Source organism: Chlamydia sp. 16-02 (assembly GCF_042235055.1).
GTDB lineage: Bacteria > Chlamydiota > Chlamydiia > Chlamydiales > Chlamydiaceae > Chlamydia.
Genome location: NZ_CP114172.1, coordinates 598782 through 618219 on the forward strand (window position 1 = coordinate 598782; position 19438 = coordinate 618219).

Here is a 19438-nt window from a genome sequence, read left to right on the forward strand (position 1 = left end):
TTTAAGACTAGAAATTAAACAAGAATCTATTAAATGAAATAAAAATTATTAATTTTTATGAAAAACACATTAAATACACATTAAAGAAATCTTAACTACAAGAATGTAGAAGAAAAGATATGGAGTGAGACATTAGCGCATAGATATAAAGGCGCTGCGTAGCGCCTTTAGGAATGTTAATCTTGCTCTGGAGATAGAACTTCTGTTCCCGGTAAAAATCCTTTTTCTAAAAACTCTAAAGAAGCTCCCCCACCTGTCGATACATGTGAGACTTGAGAAGTACATCCTGCTAAAGCAACAACTGCGGCAGCATCACCACCACCAACCACAGTAGTTGCAGAAGAATGACGTGCTAGGCAATTGGCAATAGCCATAGAACCTTGATCGAAAGGAGGAACTTCATAAACACCAACCGGACCATTCCAAAATACTGTTGCTGACGCATCGATGATTTTACAAAACTCCTGGATAGTCTTAGTTCCGATATCTAAACCTTCAAGATCCGAAGGAATACCTTGATCTATAGATATTTCTGACCAGGCAACTCCAGATTCGCAAGTCTTTGCGGCCTTCACATCTCTAGGAAGAACAATACGTATATTACGCTGCTCTGCAAGTTTTAAAACACGACGAGCAAGTTCTATCCCTGATTCTTCAACTAAAGAATTTCCCACAGATTTCCCTAATGCTTTTAAGAAGGTGAATCCCATACCTCCTGCTAAAAGCAGGTTATCCACTTGCGATAGTAGGGCTTCTATGACTCCTATTTTTGAAGATACTTTAGAACCACCAAGGATCGCAGTAAACGGACGTTTAGGAGATAAGAGAAGGTGCTGACCTAAAAATTCGAGTTCTTTTTCCATAAGAAGACCTGCTGCAGATCTCCCAGGAAATGCTTGGGGAACCGTGTAGACAGAAGCATGTTTTCTATGAGAAGTGCCGAACGCATCGTTCACATAAAAGTCCCCATAAGAGGAAAGTTCAGCAGCAAATGTAGGATCTTCTTCGGGATGTTCTTCTCCCCTATGGAAACGGAGGTTCTCTAATAGTAATACCCGCCCTGGAGACAGCTGGGCTACTGCCTGACGAGCAACTTCTCCGATACAATCGGGAGCTAAAGGCACATGATGTCCTAAATAACCTTCTAAAACTTCAACGACAGGTTGAAGAGAATATCTCTCTTCAAAACCAGTTCCTTTAGGACGGCCTAAGTGACTCATTAAAATTACAGCAGCGCGTTTTTGCAGCAGATAGTTGATTGTCGGCATAGCGCTACGAATGCGGATATCATCAAGAATCTTCCCATCTTTTATAGGAACATTAAAATCTACACGAACTAAAACCTTTTTTTCTTCTGGGGAAAGGTCCCTGACTGTCAATCTATCCATATACCTTGAGAAACTATCTAAGATGATTTCCCTATTTTTACTGGAAGAGCGCTCTTAAAGCAAAGAAAAATAGAATAGAGAGTATCGCTCCTGCAGGAAGGGTGATAAACCATGACATAATAATGTCTTTGATAATATTTAAATTAATAGCGTGAATACCACGAGCAAGACCTATCCCTAAGACAGCACCAACAACCACATGTGTTGTAGATATTGGCAAGCCCATAGCTGAGGCTAAAGCAATTGTAACAGCGGCACTTAGACCCACGGAAAATCCCCGTGAGGGGGTAAGTTCGGTAATCTTACAGCCTACGGTTTCAATCACCCGCCATCCCCACACGGATAGTCCTATAATTAATCCGACACCACCGAAGGCCATAAGTCCTATTAACGTGTAAGAAGAATATACTTGAGGATACGCTTGTCGCAAAACTCCAGCTACAGGAGCTATGGCATTGGCCACATCGTTAGATCCATGGGCAAAAGCCATAAAACAGGCAATGATGATTTGCAAATAAGCGAAAATTCTCTCTACAATCAGGTATTTCCTTCCATAGTTTCCCCCACAGGTTTTTAAACGACAAAGCAAACTTCCTGATTTTGGCGAACTACAAATAAAGGAGCAATGTGGCGTGTGCACATATTTAAACATGATGGCGTAGGCAAGACCCCCTACAAGGAAAACCAATAATAAAGCCCACGGCACAGGCACCAAACGTGTAACCACGCCACCGCAAACAATAATTATTCCTAAAACAATTATCACAAAAGCTGCAAGAAATGGTGCTATGCGGATCATCGCACCTACAGGATCATTTTTATAGAGAATATTTCGACGTATAAAAGAAAAGATCAGATAGGCGATGCATCCTCCCATCAATGGAGAAATAACCCAACTGATTAAAATTGCCCCTACAGATCCCCAATAAATAACTGTTCCTTTACCAAGAACAAGACCAAAACCAATCACTGCACCCACTATAGAGTGTGTTGTAGAAACCGGCCATCCAAAATATGAAGCCAGTTGCAACCATACTCCTGTGGCCAACAAAGCTCCTGTCATGCCATAAACATAATCTCCGGAAGCTATTAATGGATCTGAAACAGAGACTATACGACTTTCTATAGTTCCCGCAACACGATCCCCGAGGAACAATGCTCCTAAAAATTCAAAAATAGCGGCAATGATTACAGCTTGACGTAATGTTAATACTCCGGATCCCACACTAGGACCAACAGCATTAGCAACGTCATTAGCTCCTATATTCCAAGAGGTATAAAAACCACATAAGAGAACAAAAATGAGTAGGGCAAGCATGAAATATTACTTTTCTTCTAGCGTCATGTTAACTCGATGAGCAAGCTTTTCTGAACTATCGGAAATACCCGCAGCACGCTTAATTACCTGCAGCCATAAATAAAATTCTTTTTCAGAAATCGTAAATTCATCGGAGAAAAATATTTGCATGATTTCTCGTTGAATAACATCACACTCGTGTTCTGCTTTCGCCACGCGACTTACTAAAAAGCGCGCTTTATCAGCTTTACGTCCTCCAAAAGAACTTTCTAGTAATTTATTAAATTCTTGTATGACCGTCATAGTAAGATCAAAAGTTTCGACACTTTTATGTAAGAATTGAAAAAAGATTCTCTCAAACTCTGGATAAAAACATAGCTTTCTAACGGTAAGTAAGATAGCCACATCTTCGGAAACATCAGCTATGCTATCTTGTATAGAAATAATCTCTAGCAATCCGGCCCGTGATATAGGCATAAATAAGCCTACAGGAAGATGATTACGCATATCATTTTTTATACAATCTGCTTGGTATTCCTTATCAGAAATACTTTTCGCTATTGTTTGTACCTGTTTGTAATCCCCGTCTCGTAAAGCTGTGAAGATTGGCACCATTTGCTGAACGCAAAAGGCTACGACTTCCAAGTGTGCTTGTAGCGGGGCAAAAGGAGACTGTCCGAACAGACGAGCAAGGGTTTGCATAAGAATACCTTTTTAGCAATAATAACGTGCTTTAATGATCTTGTAAATGACTTATGACTCATCCACCTATCTTACAAGTTAAAGATCTTTCGGTAAGCCTGAATAAACGTCAGGAACGTTACCCTATTGTTGAGTCATTGTCCTTTGATTTGCACAAGGGAAAGACGTTAGCGATTATCGGGGAATCGGGATCAGGGAAGTCAGTAACTGCTCAAGCTCTTATGCAACTATTGCCCTCCCCATTATTTTCTGCATCAGGGAAAATTCTTTTCCATGAAAAAGATCTATTAGAAGCTCCACAAGGAATTTTAAGATCCATTTTCGGAACCAAAATTTCTATGATTTTCCAAAATCCTCAATCCTCTTTAAATCCGGTTTTCACCATAGAACAACAATTCCAGGAGCTTATTCACACGCACCTTCACCTTCCACATAAAGAGGGTAAAGAGAAAATTATCCAAGCTCTTATAGATACAGGATTTCATAATCCCGAACTTTGTTTAAAACTCTATCCTCATCAGCTTTCCGGAGGAATGCTGCAAAGAGTTTCTATTGCTATGGCTTTACTCTCCTCTCCGGAAATTTTAATTGCCGATGAGCCAACAACAGCTCTTGATGTTTCTGTTCAATATCAAATTTTACAGTTATTAAAAAGCTTACAGGAAAAACTAGGTATGAGTTTGTTGATTATCACCCATAACATGGGTGTTGTTGCTGAAACATCTGATGAGGTGCTCGTTCTCTATGCAGGAAGAATGGCAGAGTATGCTTCTGCCAAAGAAATTTTCCATAATCCTTGCCACCCCTATACTCAAGATCTTCTGGCGTCGCGCCCTTCATTGCGAAATGACACATTTATAGCAATTCCTGGACAGCCTCCGCATTATAGTGCTCTTCCTTCAGGATGCTGTTATTATCCTCGATGTTCAAAAGCCTATGGGAAATGTAAAATGGAATCTCCGGAAGTTCAAAATATAAGCGAAGGGCATAAAGTAAGGTGCTGGTTATATGAATGACTTTTTGGTACAAGCCAATCAGCTAAAAAAATATTATTACAAGCGTTCAAGCTGGTTTCGAAGAAAGACAATAGCAACAAGAGCTATTGATAATGTTTCTTTTTCTATACCTTCGGGAAAGATCGTGGGCCTAATTGGAGAGTCGGGATCGGGGAAAACAACATTAGCCTTAGCACTTTCTGGATTATTATCCCTCACCTCGGGCTACTTATCTTTTAATAACACTCCTATCAAACTACATTCTAAACATGATTTAAAAAAGCTTCGCTCCTATGTACGCATGGTTTTCCAAAATCCCAAGGCTTCTTTAAATCCTAGAAAAACGATTTTTGATAGCTTAGGCCACGCTCTTATTCATCATCGCATAATTACAAAAGAGAAACTCCATTCCGTAATTGGAGAAACCTTAGAACTTGTAGGGTTATCTGCAGATTATTTTTACCGTTATCCTCATCAACTCTCCGGCGGTCAACAACAACGTGTATCTATAGCTAGAGCATTATTAGGGACTCCTAAGCTTATTATATGTGATGAGGTAGTTTCTGCTCTTGATCTTTCGATGCAAGCGCAGATCCTAAATATGCTCTCAAATTTACAAAAAGAGCTGAAAATGAGTTATCTGTTTATTTCTCATGATTTAGCTGTTGTTCGCTCTTTTTGCTCAGAAGTGATCATTATGTATAAAGGTAAGATTGTTGAATCGGGAGCTACGGAAGATATTTTCTTAAATCCAAAGCATCCTTATACACAAATGCTTCTCAACTCGCAGCTTCCTGATCTTCCAGAGAATCGCAGTACAGAACACAAATTAAAAGCATATCAGACAAACACCTCTGAAACTCCCTCTCCTACAGGATGTGTCTTTTACAACCGCTGTTCTAAGAGACAGAAAACCTGCCTTCAAGGGCCTATTCCAGAACAATCCGATGGGGATAAGCACTCATATCAGTGCATTCTTTAAAAAATACTTATAAAGAAGATCTAAGATCCTCTTTATTAAGCCTTTTTCAATAGCCACTCTTCTAGCTGCTTAAGCTCCTCTTCATCGTGAACATATAGTGATACACTATGATGAGAGCCTTGAGACTTTACCGTTACCTTATAGCCTAAAGATTGACTAAGACGCTCTTGCATATCTTGATAGTTTCCTGCTAAAGGTTTTTTTATGCATTCTCTAGAAGAAGAAATCGTAGACTCCCCTGATAATAATTTCTTTGCTTCTTGTTCAGCTTCGCGAACAGCAAGACGTTGTGAGATAATTCTCTCGGTAAGAGTTTCTCGTAATTTAGGATCTTCTAGAGTAAGAATAACTTTAGCATGCCCTAACGTGATTTCTCCTGAATAAAGGCTTTTTTGAATAGTTTCCGATAAAGAAAAAAGCCGTAAGTAATTAGCAACTGTGGAACGCTTTTTCCCTACACGTAGGGCTACCTTATCTTGAGTTAAACCGAAAACATTGATGAGCTTTTTAAAAGCCTCTGCCATTTCCATAGGACTGAGGTTCACACGTTGAATATTTTCTATAAGTGTTGCTTCGGCAGCAATATCATCAGCGATTACTTGCTTAAGAACTACCGGAATTGTGGTGTATCCTGCGAGCTGTAAAGCTCTCCAACGACGTTCTCCAGCGATTAGTTCATAATATAAAATTTTATCGCCACTACGAATTTCACGAACTACGGGTGGATGAATTAAACCTACGGATTTTAAAGATGATACTAATTCTTGAAGTTCTGCTTCAGAGAATACCCGCCGAGGTTGAAAGGGACTCACTCGAATATTATCGATAGCCACTTCTATTATCGTATCTTTATTGATAATTCCACTCACAAACTACCTTCGCTATTTTCTTATCATCTCTGGAACATTTTTAGTGGCATAGAGATGGCATTTATCCCAATTTATTTTAAGGAAAAATAGTATCACAGAAGTTTTTCTATCAAAAGAGCTTGTAGAAGTGAAGTGCTTTTTTTAGTGTTTTCCCCTGTTAGGACATCTCAAATCAAGGAGTTTACGAAAAATTTTTTTCCAGATACACTGAGAGTATTAAGCGCTTTACATCCTAAAATCATGAAGAACTTACTATCCTCAATATGGAAAAGGGTTTATTCCTATTCGTTTACTTTAACAGTCCTTGTGACTTTATCCATATTTCTCACGGGAAAGATCATCTACGACTTTCAAAAAAGTGACCGTGAAAAACACGAAAGTATTCTTCTTCTTACAAAAACTGCAGAGTCTGCAGTTTTTCAGGGATTCATACCTCCTAAAACCGCCCTGCCAATGTTAGAACGTGCTTATCGTATGGGCGGAAATTCTGTAAAGCCTTACGCGGGTTTCCTTTCTTCATGTTTCTATATCCATAATGAACCCTTACGTGGAGCCTATTACGCAGGACTTGCTTATAGTAGCGGAGCAAATTTCCATATGCCCTCCCCAGCTCAGGTTTTATTAAAAGAAATCGCAGATGCTCAAGCTACTCAAGATTACCAAGCAGCATTAGAAAAATCTTCCCAGTTGCTTCAGTTGGCGGCGTCTTCTGAAGATTATCCCACTCTACGCTTTCTTACTCTTTTAAGAATTATAGAAATCAAAGAAATCTTAAATCAAGATACCGAAACGGATTTTGAAGAACTTAAAACCTTGCCTTTGTTTAAGGAATTTGAACAATTCTACAAAGATGGGGAGTGGACATTAACTAAACGTTTTGGCAAAAAGCACTAACTGCCTATTTATACTAAGGATCTGTATGCCATCTCCTATAGATACCCAAGAACTTCCTAACGCCACAACGGAATCTCCTTCTTCTACACAGACATCAACAGAACCTTCTTCTCAACATCCCCCGAAAATTCTCTCGGGATCTCTAGTTGTCTATCCTCATGAGGATAACAAACCTTCATCTTAAGGCAGGTACATGCTTATTGTTTTAGCCTTTCGGCAAGTTTTCTTTTCTAAACAGCCTAGCCTTTTAGAAAAACTCCAAAGGTATTTATTACTGCTTAAACAGACATACCCTTTAGTGCTCCCCGGAGAACCTATCAAAAAGTTATCTCTGATGTTAACTTTTGATTATGCCTCCATAGATTTTTACTCTCATATTTTCCCTTTTCTACAAGTACATCATATCCCTGCTGTTGTTGGAATTGCTTGGAGATATGTCGCTGAAGATTCAGCTTCTTCTCTTCCCCTTAAACATCGTTTATCTCCTAGAGAGACTCTAGCTTTCCAAGACGAAGTCTTTGCTACTCATCAACCATTTTGTACCAAACAAGAATTGCAAATACTTGCAGATTCCCCTTACATACAATTAGCTTCATCAGGATTTGCAATTCGCAATTTGCAACATTCCCCTCCCTATCTTGCTACAGAGGTTTTCTTATCTAAATATTCTATAGAGAAAGCTCTTGGGCAAACTCCTTTAGGATTTTTCTATCCCTTTGGGAAATATGATGATGCATGTGCAAAAATAGTTAAGCAACACTATCCCTTTTCCTTTATCCTAGGAAATACCCTAAATAGAAAAAATAAGAAGCATGGGATCTATCGTATAGATATGACACGTGCGGACTATACATTGCCAAAACTTATCCATAGCTCACAATATATTAAAAATTGGTTAATAGATAAATCTAGGCAAACATATTTACGCTGGCGTCCTAGAAAAGAACGTATTGATTTTCAGGGAAGTTGTCGATAAAACTACGTGCGCACTCTAGTCAATATAGCTTGCAAAGCAGACAGAAAAGTATCGATGTCCTCTTTATCATTATATATCCCTAGTGACACTCTAAGAACGTGGCCTAAATTCCATCGGCTCATTGCAGGTTGTGCGCATTGATGACCAGTACGTACAGCTATTCCCTGAAGATCTAAAAGACAACCAATATCAAAAGGATGCGCACCCTGGACTTTCAAACTTACCAAAGCCCCGCGCGGCTGATTTACCTCAGGACCTAATATTTGCATACCGGGAATTGTCATTAACTCGTTGTAAAGATAATGGATTAACTCTTCTTCCTGCTGATATAAAGCATCTGGCAGGGATTGCAGATAGTCTATAGCAGCTCCCAACCCTAAGATAGAAGCTATAGGCGGTGTTCCTGCTTCAAATTTTAACGGCGCAGGAAGGTATTCTGGATTCTCACTATCATAGATAGAGACCATATCTCCACCACCCTCTACAGGAGGCATCTTCTCTAAAAGCTCTTTCTTACCGTATAACACTCCCAATCCAGTAGGGGCATAGATTTTATGAGCTGAAAAAGCATAGAAATCAATATCCCAATCGACAACATCTACAGAAGCATGGGCGACTCCCTGAGCACCATCTACAGCAATATACGCTCCATATGTATGAGCTAACTGCGCTATTTGCTTTAAAGGTTGGATGCATCCTGTAACATTACTGACATGGGCTATACTAACAAAAGAAGCCCCTGCCCTAAGTAAGGTCTCCAAATGTTCTAAATTTATATAACCCGAATCATCAACGGCTACTTTCTTCACGCAAGATCCGCGTCTACGACAAGCTAATTCCCAAGATAAAACATTTGCATGATGCTCTGCTTCAGAAACTAATACAACACCACCTTCAGGAATAAAACTATCGTTAGCAGATATTGCTAATAAGTTTAAAGCTGCTGTGGTTCCTCGAGTAAAAATAATTTCCTCATTACATGAAGCCTGTATCCACTCACGTATCTTCCCACGAACAGCGTTATAATCTTCGGTAATATTTTTCGAAGAACTGTATACATTACGGTTCACAGTAGCATAGGTACTACTATAAAAATCCGTAATAGCTTCTATTACCTTTTTAGGCTTATGCGTAGTCGCAGCAGAATCTAGGTAGATATAGGATTCCCCTTGAAGCTTTTTATTAGAAAAAATAGGAAAGTCTTCTTTTATCCTACACACCATCTATAGAGCACTCTTTAGTTTCTTGCGATTGCATTCGCATCGATAATTTCGGGAAATGTTCCAGGGAAGGTTCTATAGATAAAAATCCTCGAACAAGTTTCTTTTGAGCCTCCTCGCGTGTCATTCCACGAGATTGCATATAAAATATCTGCTGAGCATCTAAAGGTCCTACAGTAGCTCCATGAGAAGCCTTAACATCATCAGTAAGAATTTCTAGTCTTGGGAAAGTTGTTACACGAGCGTTGTCACTAAGCAATAATGTATCGTGCTTTTGATAAGCATCGGTAAACATTCCACGAGATGTTACATGGATACCTCCTTCAAAAAGGAAATGCCCAGAATATAAAATCGATTTGATATTTTGTCGTGATGTTGTGGATTCTGCATCATGATGCATAAGATTTCTTACCCATGTCTTTTTCGGAGATAATGCAGAAACCAAAGATTCTCCATGAGAGTTATTCCCTATCATAGAAAAAGTATTATCAAACCAACCATAACCTCCAGCATCTTCAAGAAGATGTTGAGCTATAGAACATGCTCCTTGCTCTTCGATAGTCGCTATGTGAGACCAGCTTACTCTTTCTTCATTAATGTACTTAGGTAGCATGGTCAAGGACAGCTCAGCGCCCTCAGATACAAAGACTTCTGTAACACCATTAACAATAGCAAAGCTTTCGGCAACACCACTTTCTCGTTCAGTATGATGAGAAATTTGAACAGAACAGCTAGTTTGCTTTCCTAAAATTAAGATAATCTTTGGAGAATAGATCACCCGATCCTCTTGAGAGGTCGGGAAACAAATATGCCGAATACTCAAAAGTTCACTTACCTGAAATTCTTCAGGAATATAGATAACCACACCTTCTTCCTGAGAACATACAGCGTTAAGAAACGCTAGAGGTTGTGTATCTACATCATATCTTTGAATAAAAGTCGAAAAAACGGATTGCGCATCCCTCAACGACATCGATAATACACCTTCAGGCAATTGAGAGAGGGAAGGTTCGTATTTACCGTTAATTAAAATGCACTCACAAGATAGGGAATTCTTATGATGTAACCAATGTTGCTTTGCTGTCTCAGACCCCCCATGAGCAATATGATATTTCTCTGGGGACTGCGTAAGATCCTTAAGCCAAGAAAAAGCACGGAAAATCTCTTTAAAAGATTCCGATTGGAAATGTTTTTCATAGCACACTCGCGTAGCTTGATGCATAGGAGAATCTGTAGCTATAGGGCAGCTATGTTCCAAAAAACTTAACATATTACCCCCGAGAAGAGCAGGACAATACTTCGTGATAACTTTTTTCTTCTAGCTCTCGCATCAAAGAAACTCCTCCTGAACATGCTATCCTTCCTTCTAATAGGATATGTACATAATCAGGTTGAAGAAGATTTCCTAATTTAGGGTTATGAGTAACTATACAAATAGAACTCCTAGGGTGAAGCTCGCGATATTTCTCAATTGTTTTACAGACGAATCTTAAAGCATCGACATCTAACCCTGAATCAGGCTCATCTAATAATATCATTTCTGGTTCTAAAACAAGCATTTGCCAAATTTCATTTTTCTTTCTCTCTCCACCAGAAAATCCTTCATTGATATTTCTTTCTAAGAAATGTTCAAACGATTCAAATTCATAGGTTTCACAGACAGAAGATAAAAGCATATCAAATTCAGCTTCTGCTATTTCTTCTTCTTGGCGAGAACGCCTGCAAGCATTATAGGCATCTTTTAAAAAGAGCCTATTATTTACGCCAGGAATTTCTGGAGGCTGTTGGAATCCTATAAATAATCCCATCTGCGCACGCTCTTCAGGAGTCTTTTCTAATAGATCCTGACTTAATAAGCTAATATCTCCAGAAATAATAGAGACACTATCATCTCCTGACAGCACTTTAGCGAAGGTAGATTTTCCTGCTCCATTAGGGCCCATAATAATATGTAATTCTCCTGGAGAGATGTGCAAGCTTAAATTATCCAGGATTTTAACATCCTCACAGCATACGTGTAAGTTTTGTATATGTAGCATCAACTACCCCACACTATTTTCCAACTTAACAAACAATAATTTCGAAGCTTCTCGAGCAAACTCTAAAGGCAACTGCTCAATAATCTCACGACAAAACCCATGAACTACTAAGCTTACAGCCTCTTCTGCACTCAATCCTCTACTACGCAAATACATTAATTGATCTGCGCGCAATTTCGATGTCGTTGCCTCATGTTCAACAGATGATTTAGAGTTTTCTACCGCAATTTTAGGATCAGTATAGGCTCCGCACGATTGTCCAATCAGCATCGAATCACACTGTGTGTAGTTATGACTTCTCACAGCCCCTGCTGAAATAGAAACAAGACTCCTGAAGGTATTATGAGATTCTTCCGAAGAGATACCCTTGGAAACTATTGTTGAAGTTGTTTTTTCCCCCACATGAATCATCTTTGTCCCAGTATCGGCTTGCATTTTGCCATTTGTTAAAGCTATGGAGTAAAACTCTCCGACGCTTTCTTTCCCCCTCAAAATGCAGCTAGGATATTTCCAAGTAATTGCCGCTCCAACTTCAACCTGAGACCAAGAGATTTTTGATTTGTATCCTGCGCATAAACCACGCTTGGTTACAAAATTATAAATTCCACCTTTACCTGTTTTCTTGTCTCCAGAAAACCAATTTTGCACGGTAGAATAACGAACGACAGCCCGTTCATGCGCTACAAGCTCTACAACAGCTGCATGCAGCTGGTGTGAAGAAAACGATGGAGCTGTACATCCCTCGAGATAACTCACAAAAGAATCATCTTCTGCAATAATTAAAGTGCGCTCAAACTGTCCCGATTCCTTATCATTAATTCTAAAATACGTAGAGATCTCCATAGGGCAACGCACGCCCTTTGGAATATAGACAAAAGAGCCGTCACTAAAAACAGCAGCATTTAAAGCTGCAAAATAATTGTCCCTATGAGAAACAACTGACCCTAAATATTTTTTTATTAACTCGGGATGTTCACGAATCGCTTCGCTCATTGAGCAAAAAATGACCCCAGCTTTATCCAAAGCTTCTTTAAATGTCGTTCCTATAGACACGGAATCAAAAACTAAATCTACAGCAACATTCTGAACATTTAATAAACGTTTTTGTTCGTCTAGAGGGATTCCTAATTTTTTAAAAGTTTCTAAAATTTCAGGATCGGCCTCTTCTAAACGTCCTAAAGGATTTTTTTGCTTTGGCGCAGAAAAATAAACTATGTCTTCATAATCAATGGGACCATAATTTAGTCTAGCCCAAGCTGGCTCCTGCAACTTTTTCCAATGCTGGTAAGCTTTTAAGCGAAAATCTAAAATGAAGGAGGGCTCATTACGCAGTTGGGAGATTTTTTCAATAGTCTCTTCACTAAGACCTCTAGTCAATCCCTCTGACTCTATAGGCGTGACGAACCCATAAGGATAATCTTCATGATTCTGTAAAAAATCTTCTATGGATTGGCTCATAATGCCCCGCCTCTGCGCACGTAATGTCATTGTGTAAAACCACACAAGGGCTTAACCAGATTAACAGATTTTCAATATTTTTCGAAGCATTAAAGAAGGCGAGAAAGAAAAAGCGAAGCTTCGACTTTCTCGCCTGTTTAGAAAAGAATGTTAACACTGTGCATTCTTTTGGAGATCACACTCTGTGTTCAAAAAAAGACATAAAGTCTTGAAACACAAAACCATTTTAAGAGTTCTATTTTTTTTGTCCCTAAAGTTTCTACATCAAAGCAATTTTTTCGATCTCACAAAAAATTAACGAGTTTTAAAAATTACTTAACTTATCCCATAATTTCTAATTTTATTATTTATGGCAGCACATCTAATCTACGTTCAAATTGACCTGAAGATACTGTTTTCTGTAATAACGGAGCAAACATGGAATCTTTTATAGTTAAAAATGATAGTTCTTTTTCCGCTTTTTCTGATTGCCCTTCCATGTGATAAAGATAGCCAAGAAGATAATGAGAACGTTCGTGTTCTAAATTAATTCCTAGCGCACGATGAAAAGCATCGGATGCAAGTTGATTTTGTTTAAGATCCATATGAGCTAGGCCAACATAAAAATGCGCATCTGCGTCTTCTTCATTTAAAAATAGAGCTTCCTGAAAAGCTTTCAAAGCCAATCGTGTTTTATCTAAGGTGAGGTAACATAAACCTAAATTATAGTGCCCATCAGATAGATCAGGACGCAACTGCACGACTCTTTCATAAGCTTCCGTAGCCTTATCCCATTGCTTATGACGCGAGAGTAAATAACCTAATTTTATCCATGCTTTCCAATACAAAGGATTTTTACTTACCGTAGTTTCTAATAGAGCAATAGCTTCTGACTCATTATCCATATCTGTTAAAACAACAGCTTTATTATACAAACTTTGTGGATTCCAAGGATCGAGATCTAAGATTTTATCAAAGCATTCTATTGCTTCTGTGTATTTACCTAAACGATGGTAGACCCCACCTAAACTAAACCAACATTCAGCATCATCCGGATGCAAAATAACGTAGGCACGATACTGCTCAACAGCTTCTTCACAACGATTATCACGATCTAAAGCCACCCCATAGCAATAACGTAAATAGCTATCACCAGGCTCAGATTCCAATCCTTTTGTGCACCAAGTTAATGCCTCAGGAATTCTTCCCAACTCTAAAGCAATAATTCCTAAATAACAATAAGCTAGTGCTGCTGTAGGATCTAGCTCTAAAGTTTCTTTTAGTCTTCGTTCTGCCTGTTCATATTCTCCACTCAAAAAGAAGTTAATTCCTGAGCAGAGAAATTCTTTCGCTAGATGTTTCGCAGCTTCTTCCATGAATATTTCTCCTGGCACACAAGTTCGTTGACCTCGTGTTTTCCAGGAGCAAAAAGCGTGCCAACTCCTACTGATTGACAGAAAAACCCTCTTTTTTTCTTATTTTATCCCATTTTTCTATCATTTTTACGGCTATAGGCGCTGCATCCCTTCCAAACTCTCCAAGACGCAAATAGACAATCACAACAATATCAGGATGAATAAGTTCAGCATCAGCAAATCCCACAGCAGCAAACCACACGTGCTTCATCTTCATATTTCCATATTGTCGATCTAAACCTACCCGCACTATAGATTCTGCCGTGCTTGTCTTCCCAATAACTCGATTTAATAACTCAGGACTAAACTGATCACGAATACTTCTTGTAGTTCCATAATTTCCCCAAATGACATTATGCATACCGGATTTAAACAATTTCGTTATGCATTCAGGCATAAATACATCCCGTTTTTTTATAGGAGAGGCTGCTATAAACTCTTCTCCACTCCACTCTCCTAAAATTAAGTTAGGAACATAAAGAGATCCCCCATTAACCAGTGCTGCCATCATCACAGCCGTTTGCAAAGGAGTAACAACAAGAGTATGCTGTCCTATAGCAGTGGCATACAATCCCGAACGATTGTAAGCCACATCATGAGGAATTACACCAGCATATTCTCCTGGCAAGCCTATCCCTGTTTTTTCTCCAAAACCAAATAAAGAAGCTGCGTGACACAAATCCTCAGGGTCAGAGAGATATTCACCAACAAGCAAGGAAAAATACGGGTTACTAGACATTTCCAAAGCAGCAATTAAATCAATGCGTCCGCGCCCTGCATAGTCATTCTTTGGTAAAATCCCTCCATGATAAAATGAAGGAATAGGGGAGCCATCTTTAAAAAAGCCAACATGTGGCTTAGAACTTACATAACCAAAAGACTGTCTATCGATAATAACGAGTAAACGAGATAGATAGTCTAAATCTACATGTCCTCGCATTACTTCCTGAGACAATACAGAATAAGCAGAGACTAGCTTAAAGATAGACCCTAAAGTTGCTGCCTGACTAAAAGCATGAGGACGTAGGTAGCCATAACCATAAGTAGGATAAAATGCTGATGCTAAATCTTGTTCTTTTTGTGGAACATTTCGTGTAAGCATCGGAGCATAATTTCCATAAAGAGGCCGCTGAAGCTCAGAAAATTCTCTAAAAGATAAGAACAAATGCAAGAGGTCAACTGAAGAATCAGAAAACTTTTGTTTTAAAAACTCATAATGCTCGTGCCATGACAATGCCTTATGTGCACCACTTTCTAATTCTCCTTTCCATATGGAAAGGGCTTCGTAATAAGCTTTTAGATGTTCTGTTTCCCCCTGACCAGAAAGTAAATATACTAAAAACTTATCAAGGTAACAACGACGGAAATCCTGATATTGTGCACGTTTTTCCTCTAATAAATAATCCACATACGGCGTGGGATAGCGTTGTTTCCTATCGCTTTCCTCTTTTCTCTTAACCTCTAGAAACTTTGCAAAATAGAGCTTTCTCCACTCTTTAAAATCTACCTCAGTAAAAATGTCCTCTACGATCTTGGAAAACGCACTACGCAAAGCTACATAATGTCCCTGACATTCGAAAAATTCTGATAAAGAAAGAGATCCTACAGAAGCAAGTAACTCAGGATGAACTCTTGAAGGATCAACAACCATCTGAAATAGATCTATAAGCAAAAGCTTATCGTAATTCGCTGGAAGCTCAGAAAAAAATGGCTCTAGCTCTTTCTTAATGCCCTCTATTTCTTGCTCATAGTCTTTACAGCAACGGCTTATCCATTCCTGCTGCTTCATAGAAATGACTCTGCCTATAGCAATATGCTCTTGCTCAGAAGGAAACACTGCATCAAATATAGAAGAGCATGAACAATGCCCTTCAGAATAAGAGAAAATACTCAATAAACGTTCTACATCCTGCTGCAACTTGATAGCATTTCCTACTGTCCCATAAAGCTTAACAACAGACTTAAGCTCTGATGTGTTTGGCAAAATAAAATCCAAGAAATAATCAAAAGTAAGAGAAAGTTCTTCGTCGTAGTATAAACCTGTAAGAGAATCTCTCCTTTCACGACGCAAAGGAACTTTCCTATCATACACTTCCGCAACATGTTCAGCATTTTCTAACCAACGATATACTTCAGATCTCGCTTCTGGTTCGGATCCTATCCGCATATCGATAAAGTCGTTATTGTGATAACGCGGAGATGACGCCATGGCCAATATTTGACCACTATTAGGATCTAAAGCAATAATGGCTCCCCCTTTAATCCAAGGAAATAAAGGAGGTAGAAACTTTTGCTTCTTTAATGATCGTGTCGAACGGAATTGTTCTGTTTTTTCATGATCTAAAAGCAAAGCATCTGCAAATGTCTGTAGCTCTGTAGACAATGTAAGCTGAAGCTTCTTACCAGAAGTCGCAGCTATCTCATTAAGACCTTGAATGAAGTTTCCACGGCGATCTACAAGAACTGTTTTCTTGCCTAATTGACCGCGTAATTTCCCATCCCAACATGCCTCTATGCCTAGTTTCCCAACTAAGGCATTTAAACTATAAGCATTATTCTCTAAAGAATTTAGTAAAGAGCGCACCTGATCTATACTCGCTAAACCTTCAGGAAATTTTGGATCTTCTCCTTCCTCATACGCTCGAACACATTCTCGCAACTTACTCAATTCACGCGTTACTCGCTTATATTCTTGAGCACTAATCGGTCCTACATAACCTAAAATATCCGAAGCCATCTTTCCCATAGGATAATAACGTCGTACAGTAGGCTCTACATGCAAGCCTGGCCAATGTTTTGACATCATCTTTAATCTTAAATACGTACGTTCAGAAACATTGGTTTGAACTAAATACGGTACAGAACCTAATACAGAGGCTTTAGCATGGATACTATCTTCAATCGCATCTTTATCTAAATGTAGCTCTTGGGCAAGGAGTTCGGATAAACGCGCAATATAATTTTTCCTAACAGGAATAAGCTCGCGAGTTCCATCTGGATGAACATGCCAAGCTCTGGATGGCAAATCACGAATAGCTCCATAAGCAACACTCACATCGTATTGCATCTTGTTTTCCGCTAATACTTTACCAAAACGATCGCAAATCGTTGCACGCTCAACAAGCTCAGGAACAACTCTCATCTGTGGTTTATAAGCCTCTTCTAATTTCTGATCATGCTCAACAACAGCAAGATGCCACAAACGCACAGCGATTATCGCCAATGTTACGATAATCCCCGACAATAGCCTGTTGGTCTTTTCTGGAACTGTAAGATAAGAACGACGCTTATTAGGAGGTTTCATAAAACAAATAGTAGGGTCTCAACCATTGTCTGGCAAGAGATTCGGCTAGTTATAAACTGAGCATTACAAGACATAATAATGGATAAAACAAATGTAATTTTTGCAAAAATGAAAACATTATAAATAAAACATAAAAATGAAAATCGTCAAAAATTTTAATGTTTTATTAAATAATTTCGCTTTGTTTTATTTGCAAAAATAAAGAAGAACATATAATGATTTGGGTATAAGAAAGCCTTTTTACACTCTTCTGTGAAGGCAATTCCAACTTATTCTAAGTGGCATAAGAAATAAAAGTGTGTACAAAAATCTATTAGCTCACTTATTAGCAGATATAAGGAGTTATCGCTTGAAATCTATGCCTGAAAACAGTCTTTTTTCTTATCGTCTTTACTATAATAAGAAAAGTTTGTTATGTTTTCGATTAATGAACTGTATGTTCATGCTTAAGGCTGTTTTCACTTGCAAGACACTCCTCAAAGCCATTAATTGCCTACAGGATATCTTGTCTGGCTTTAACTTGGACGTGGTGCCGCCAGAAGAGCAAATTAGAATAGCGAGCACAAAAAGAAAAGATACTAAGCATAATCTTTAGAGGTGAGTATGAAAAAACTCTTAAAATCGGCATTACTGTTTGCCGCTACGGGTTCCGCTCTCTCCTTACAAGCCTTGCCTGTAGGGAATCCAGCTGAACCAAGTTTATTAATCGATGGCACTATGTGGGAAGGTGCTTCAGGTGATCCTTGTGATCCTTGCTCTACTTGGTGTGATGCTATTAGCATCCGCGCAGGATACTACGGAGATTATGTTTTCGATCGTGTATTAAAAGTTGATGTTAATAAAACATTCAGTATGGGAGCTGCCCCTACAGGTGATTCTGCCGCAGATTTTAAAACTCCTACAGATAGACCTAATATTGCTTACGGCAAACATATGCAAGATGCAGAATGGTTTACAAATGCCGCTTTCCTAGCATTAAATATCTGGGATCGTTTTGATATCTTTTGCACATTAGGAGCTTCTAACGGCTACTTCAAAGCAAGCTCTGCAGCATTCAACCTTGTTGGTTTAATTGGGGTTAAGGGTGGCACTCTTGCAGCCGATCAGCTTCCAAACGTAGGGATTACCCAAGGCGTTGTAGAGCTTTATACTGACACAACATTCTCTTGGAGCGTTGGTGCACGTGGGGCTTTATGGGAATGTGGTTGTGCGACTTTAGGAGCAGAGTTCCAATACGCTCAGTCTAATCCTAAAATTGAAATGCTTAACGTAACTTCTAGCCCAGCACAGTTTGTGATTCATAAGCCTAGAGGTTATAAAAACCAAGCCTTTCCTCTACCTCTAAATGCTGGGACAGACCAAGCTACCGACACTAAATCTGCCACAATTAAATATCATGAGTGGCAAGTCGGCATGGCTCTCTCTTATAGATTGAACATGCTTGTTCCATACATTGGGGTCAATTGGTCTAGAGCTACATTTGATGCCGATGCCATCCGCATAGCCCAACCTAAATTAGCTTCAGCTATTTTGAAACTAACAAATTGGAATCCGACGCTTTTAGGGGAAGCAACTACTTTTGACACAACCAACAAATTCTCTGACTTCATGCAAACTGTTTCGATTCAGATCAACAAAATGAAGTCTAGAAAAGCTTGTGGCGTTGCTGTTGGTGCAACTTTAATCGATGCTGATAAATGGTCAATCACTGGTGAAGCACGCTTAATCAATGAAAGAGCCGCTCATTTAAACGCTCAATTCAGATTCTAAGGATTTAGTTTTATACTATCCTAACTTTTTGTCCCGCTATCAGAACCTAGGAGCATCTGGGTTCTGATTTTTTGTTTACTTTCAAATCTCTTTTCTAAAATCCATTCGCATAAGAACTAACCTTCTATCTAAAATTTTCTAGAAGCTAGA

The 19438-nt window shown here is 38.9% G+C and carries 16 protein-coding genes; 6 read left to right on the plus strand and 10 right to left on the minus strand.

The window, feature by feature from the left end; all coding sequences use genetic code 11:
• Window positions 1-176: 176 nt before the first annotated feature.
• Genes O1W70_RS02610 through O1W70_RS02620 form a run of 3 tightly spaced genes read right to left on the minus strand, consistent with a single transcriptional unit; the run spans window position 177 to window position 3387 of the window.
• Window positions 177-1388: a phosphoglycerate kinase gene (locus O1W70_RS02610; RefSeq protein WP_332380770.1), complete on the minus strand. Its 1212-nt coding sequence runs from the start codon at window positions 1386-1388 to the stop codon at window positions 177-179.
• A gap of 37 nt (window positions 1389-1425) precedes the next feature.
• Entirely contained in the window at window positions 1426-2706 is a 1281-nt protein-coding gene (locus O1W70_RS02615) for an inorganic phosphate transporter (RefSeq protein WP_332380771.1), read from the minus strand.
• Between the two features lie 6 nt (window positions 2707-2712).
• Window positions 2713-3387: a TIGR00153 family protein gene (locus O1W70_RS02620; protein WP_332380772.1), complete on the minus strand. Its 675-nt coding sequence runs from the start codon at window positions 3385-3387 to the stop codon at window positions 2713-2715.
• A 53-nt stretch (window positions 3388-3440) separates the two neighbouring features.
• Here O1W70_RS02620 and O1W70_RS02625 point away from each other — a divergent pair, with 53 nt between their 5' ends.
• Both O1W70_RS02625 and O1W70_RS02630 read left to right on the plus strand, forming a co-directional pair.
• Window positions 3441-4403 (plus strand): ABC transporter ATP-binding protein, encoded by a 963-nt coding sequence (locus tag O1W70_RS02625; protein WP_332380773.1) that lies wholly within the window; start codon window positions 3441-3443, stop codon window positions 4401-4403.
• The gene (locus O1W70_RS02630; protein ID WP_375797317.1) at window positions 4396-5364 is read left to right on the plus strand and encodes an oligopeptide/dipeptide ABC transporter ATP-binding protein; all 969 of its coding nucleotides are present in this window, start codon (window positions 4396-4398) and stop codon (window positions 5362-5364) included. Before O1W70_RS02625 ends, O1W70_RS02630 begins: the two co-directional genes overlap by 8 nt.
• A gap of 35 nt (window positions 5365-5399) precedes the next feature.
• Here O1W70_RS02630 and O1W70_RS02635 read toward each other — a convergent pair whose 3' ends face one another.
• The gene (locus tag O1W70_RS02635; protein WP_332380775.1) at window positions 5400-6233 is read right to left on the minus strand and encodes a ParB/RepB/Spo0J family partition protein; all 834 of its coding nucleotides are present in this window, start codon (window positions 6231-6233) and stop codon (window positions 5400-5402) included.
• A gap of 240 nt (window positions 6234-6473) precedes the next feature.
• On the opposite strand from O1W70_RS02635, the gene O1W70_RS02640 reads away from it, so the two are divergent.
• From O1W70_RS02640 to O1W70_RS02650, 3 genes are read left to right on the plus strand one after another with little or no spacing between them, the layout of a single operon-like run.
• The gene (locus tag O1W70_RS02640; RefSeq protein ID WP_332380776.1) at window positions 6474-7127 is read left to right on the plus strand and encodes a hypothetical protein; all 654 of its coding nucleotides are present in this window, start codon (window positions 6474-6476) and stop codon (window positions 7125-7127) included.
• 25 nt (window positions 7128-7152) lie between these two features.
• Entirely contained in the window at window positions 7153-7311 is a 159-nt protein-coding gene (locus O1W70_RS02645; RefSeq protein WP_332380777.1) for a hypothetical protein, read from the plus strand.
• A gap of 9 nt (window positions 7312-7320) precedes the next feature.
• A complete protein-coding gene (locus tag O1W70_RS02650; protein ID WP_375797318.1) occupies window positions 7321-8103 on the plus strand; it encodes a polysaccharide deacetylase family protein in 783 nt (260 codons plus the stop codon).
• Window positions 8104-8105: 2 nt separating this feature from the next.
• Here O1W70_RS02650 and O1W70_RS02655 read toward each other — a convergent pair whose 3' ends face one another.
• From O1W70_RS02655 to O1W70_RS02680, 6 genes are all read right to left on the minus strand, one after another.
• On the minus strand, window positions 8106-9323 hold the full coding sequence (locus O1W70_RS02655; protein ID WP_375797324.1) for a SufS family cysteine desulfurase: 1218 nt from the start codon (window positions 9321-9323) through the stop codon (window positions 8106-8108).
• Complete coding sequence (sufD, locus tag O1W70_RS02660) at window positions 9316-10593, minus strand: Fe-S cluster assembly protein SufD (protein ID WP_332380779.1); 1278 nt, start codon at window positions 10591-10593, stop codon at window positions 9316-9318. The genes O1W70_RS02655 and sufD overlap by 8 nt, the downstream gene beginning before the upstream one ends.
• Before the next feature lies 1 nt (window position 10594).
• Window positions 10595-11362 carry a Fe-S cluster assembly ATPase SufC gene (gene sufC / locus O1W70_RS02665; RefSeq protein WP_332380780.1) on the minus strand — a complete coding sequence of 256 codons (768 nt, stop codon included), beginning with the start codon at window positions 11360-11362 and terminating at the stop codon, window positions 10595-10597.
• A gap of 3 nt (window positions 11363-11365) precedes the next feature.
• Window positions 11366-12820: a Fe-S cluster assembly protein SufB gene (sufB, locus tag O1W70_RS02670; protein WP_332380781.1), complete on the minus strand. Its 1455-nt coding sequence runs from the start codon at window positions 12818-12820 to the stop codon at window positions 11366-11368.
• A 347-nt stretch (window positions 12821-13167) separates the two neighbouring features.
• Entirely contained in the window at window positions 13168-14175 is a 1008-nt protein-coding gene (locus tag O1W70_RS02675) for a tetratricopeptide repeat protein (RefSeq protein WP_332380782.1), read from the minus strand.
• A 67-nt stretch (window positions 14176-14242) separates the two neighbouring features.
• The gene (locus tag O1W70_RS02680; RefSeq protein ID WP_375797319.1) at window positions 14243-17518 is read right to left on the minus strand and encodes a penicillin-binding transpeptidase domain-containing protein; all 3276 of its coding nucleotides are present in this window, start codon (window positions 17516-17518) and stop codon (window positions 14243-14245) included.
• A 603-nt stretch (window positions 17519-18121) separates the two neighbouring features.
• Between O1W70_RS02680 and O1W70_RS02685 the strand changes: the two genes are divergently transcribed.
• Window positions 18122-19288 (plus strand): porin, encoded by a 1167-nt coding sequence (locus O1W70_RS02685; protein ID WP_375797180.1) that lies wholly within the window; start codon window positions 18122-18124, stop codon window positions 19286-19288.
• The last annotated feature ends 150 nt before the right edge of the window (window positions 19289-19438 follow it).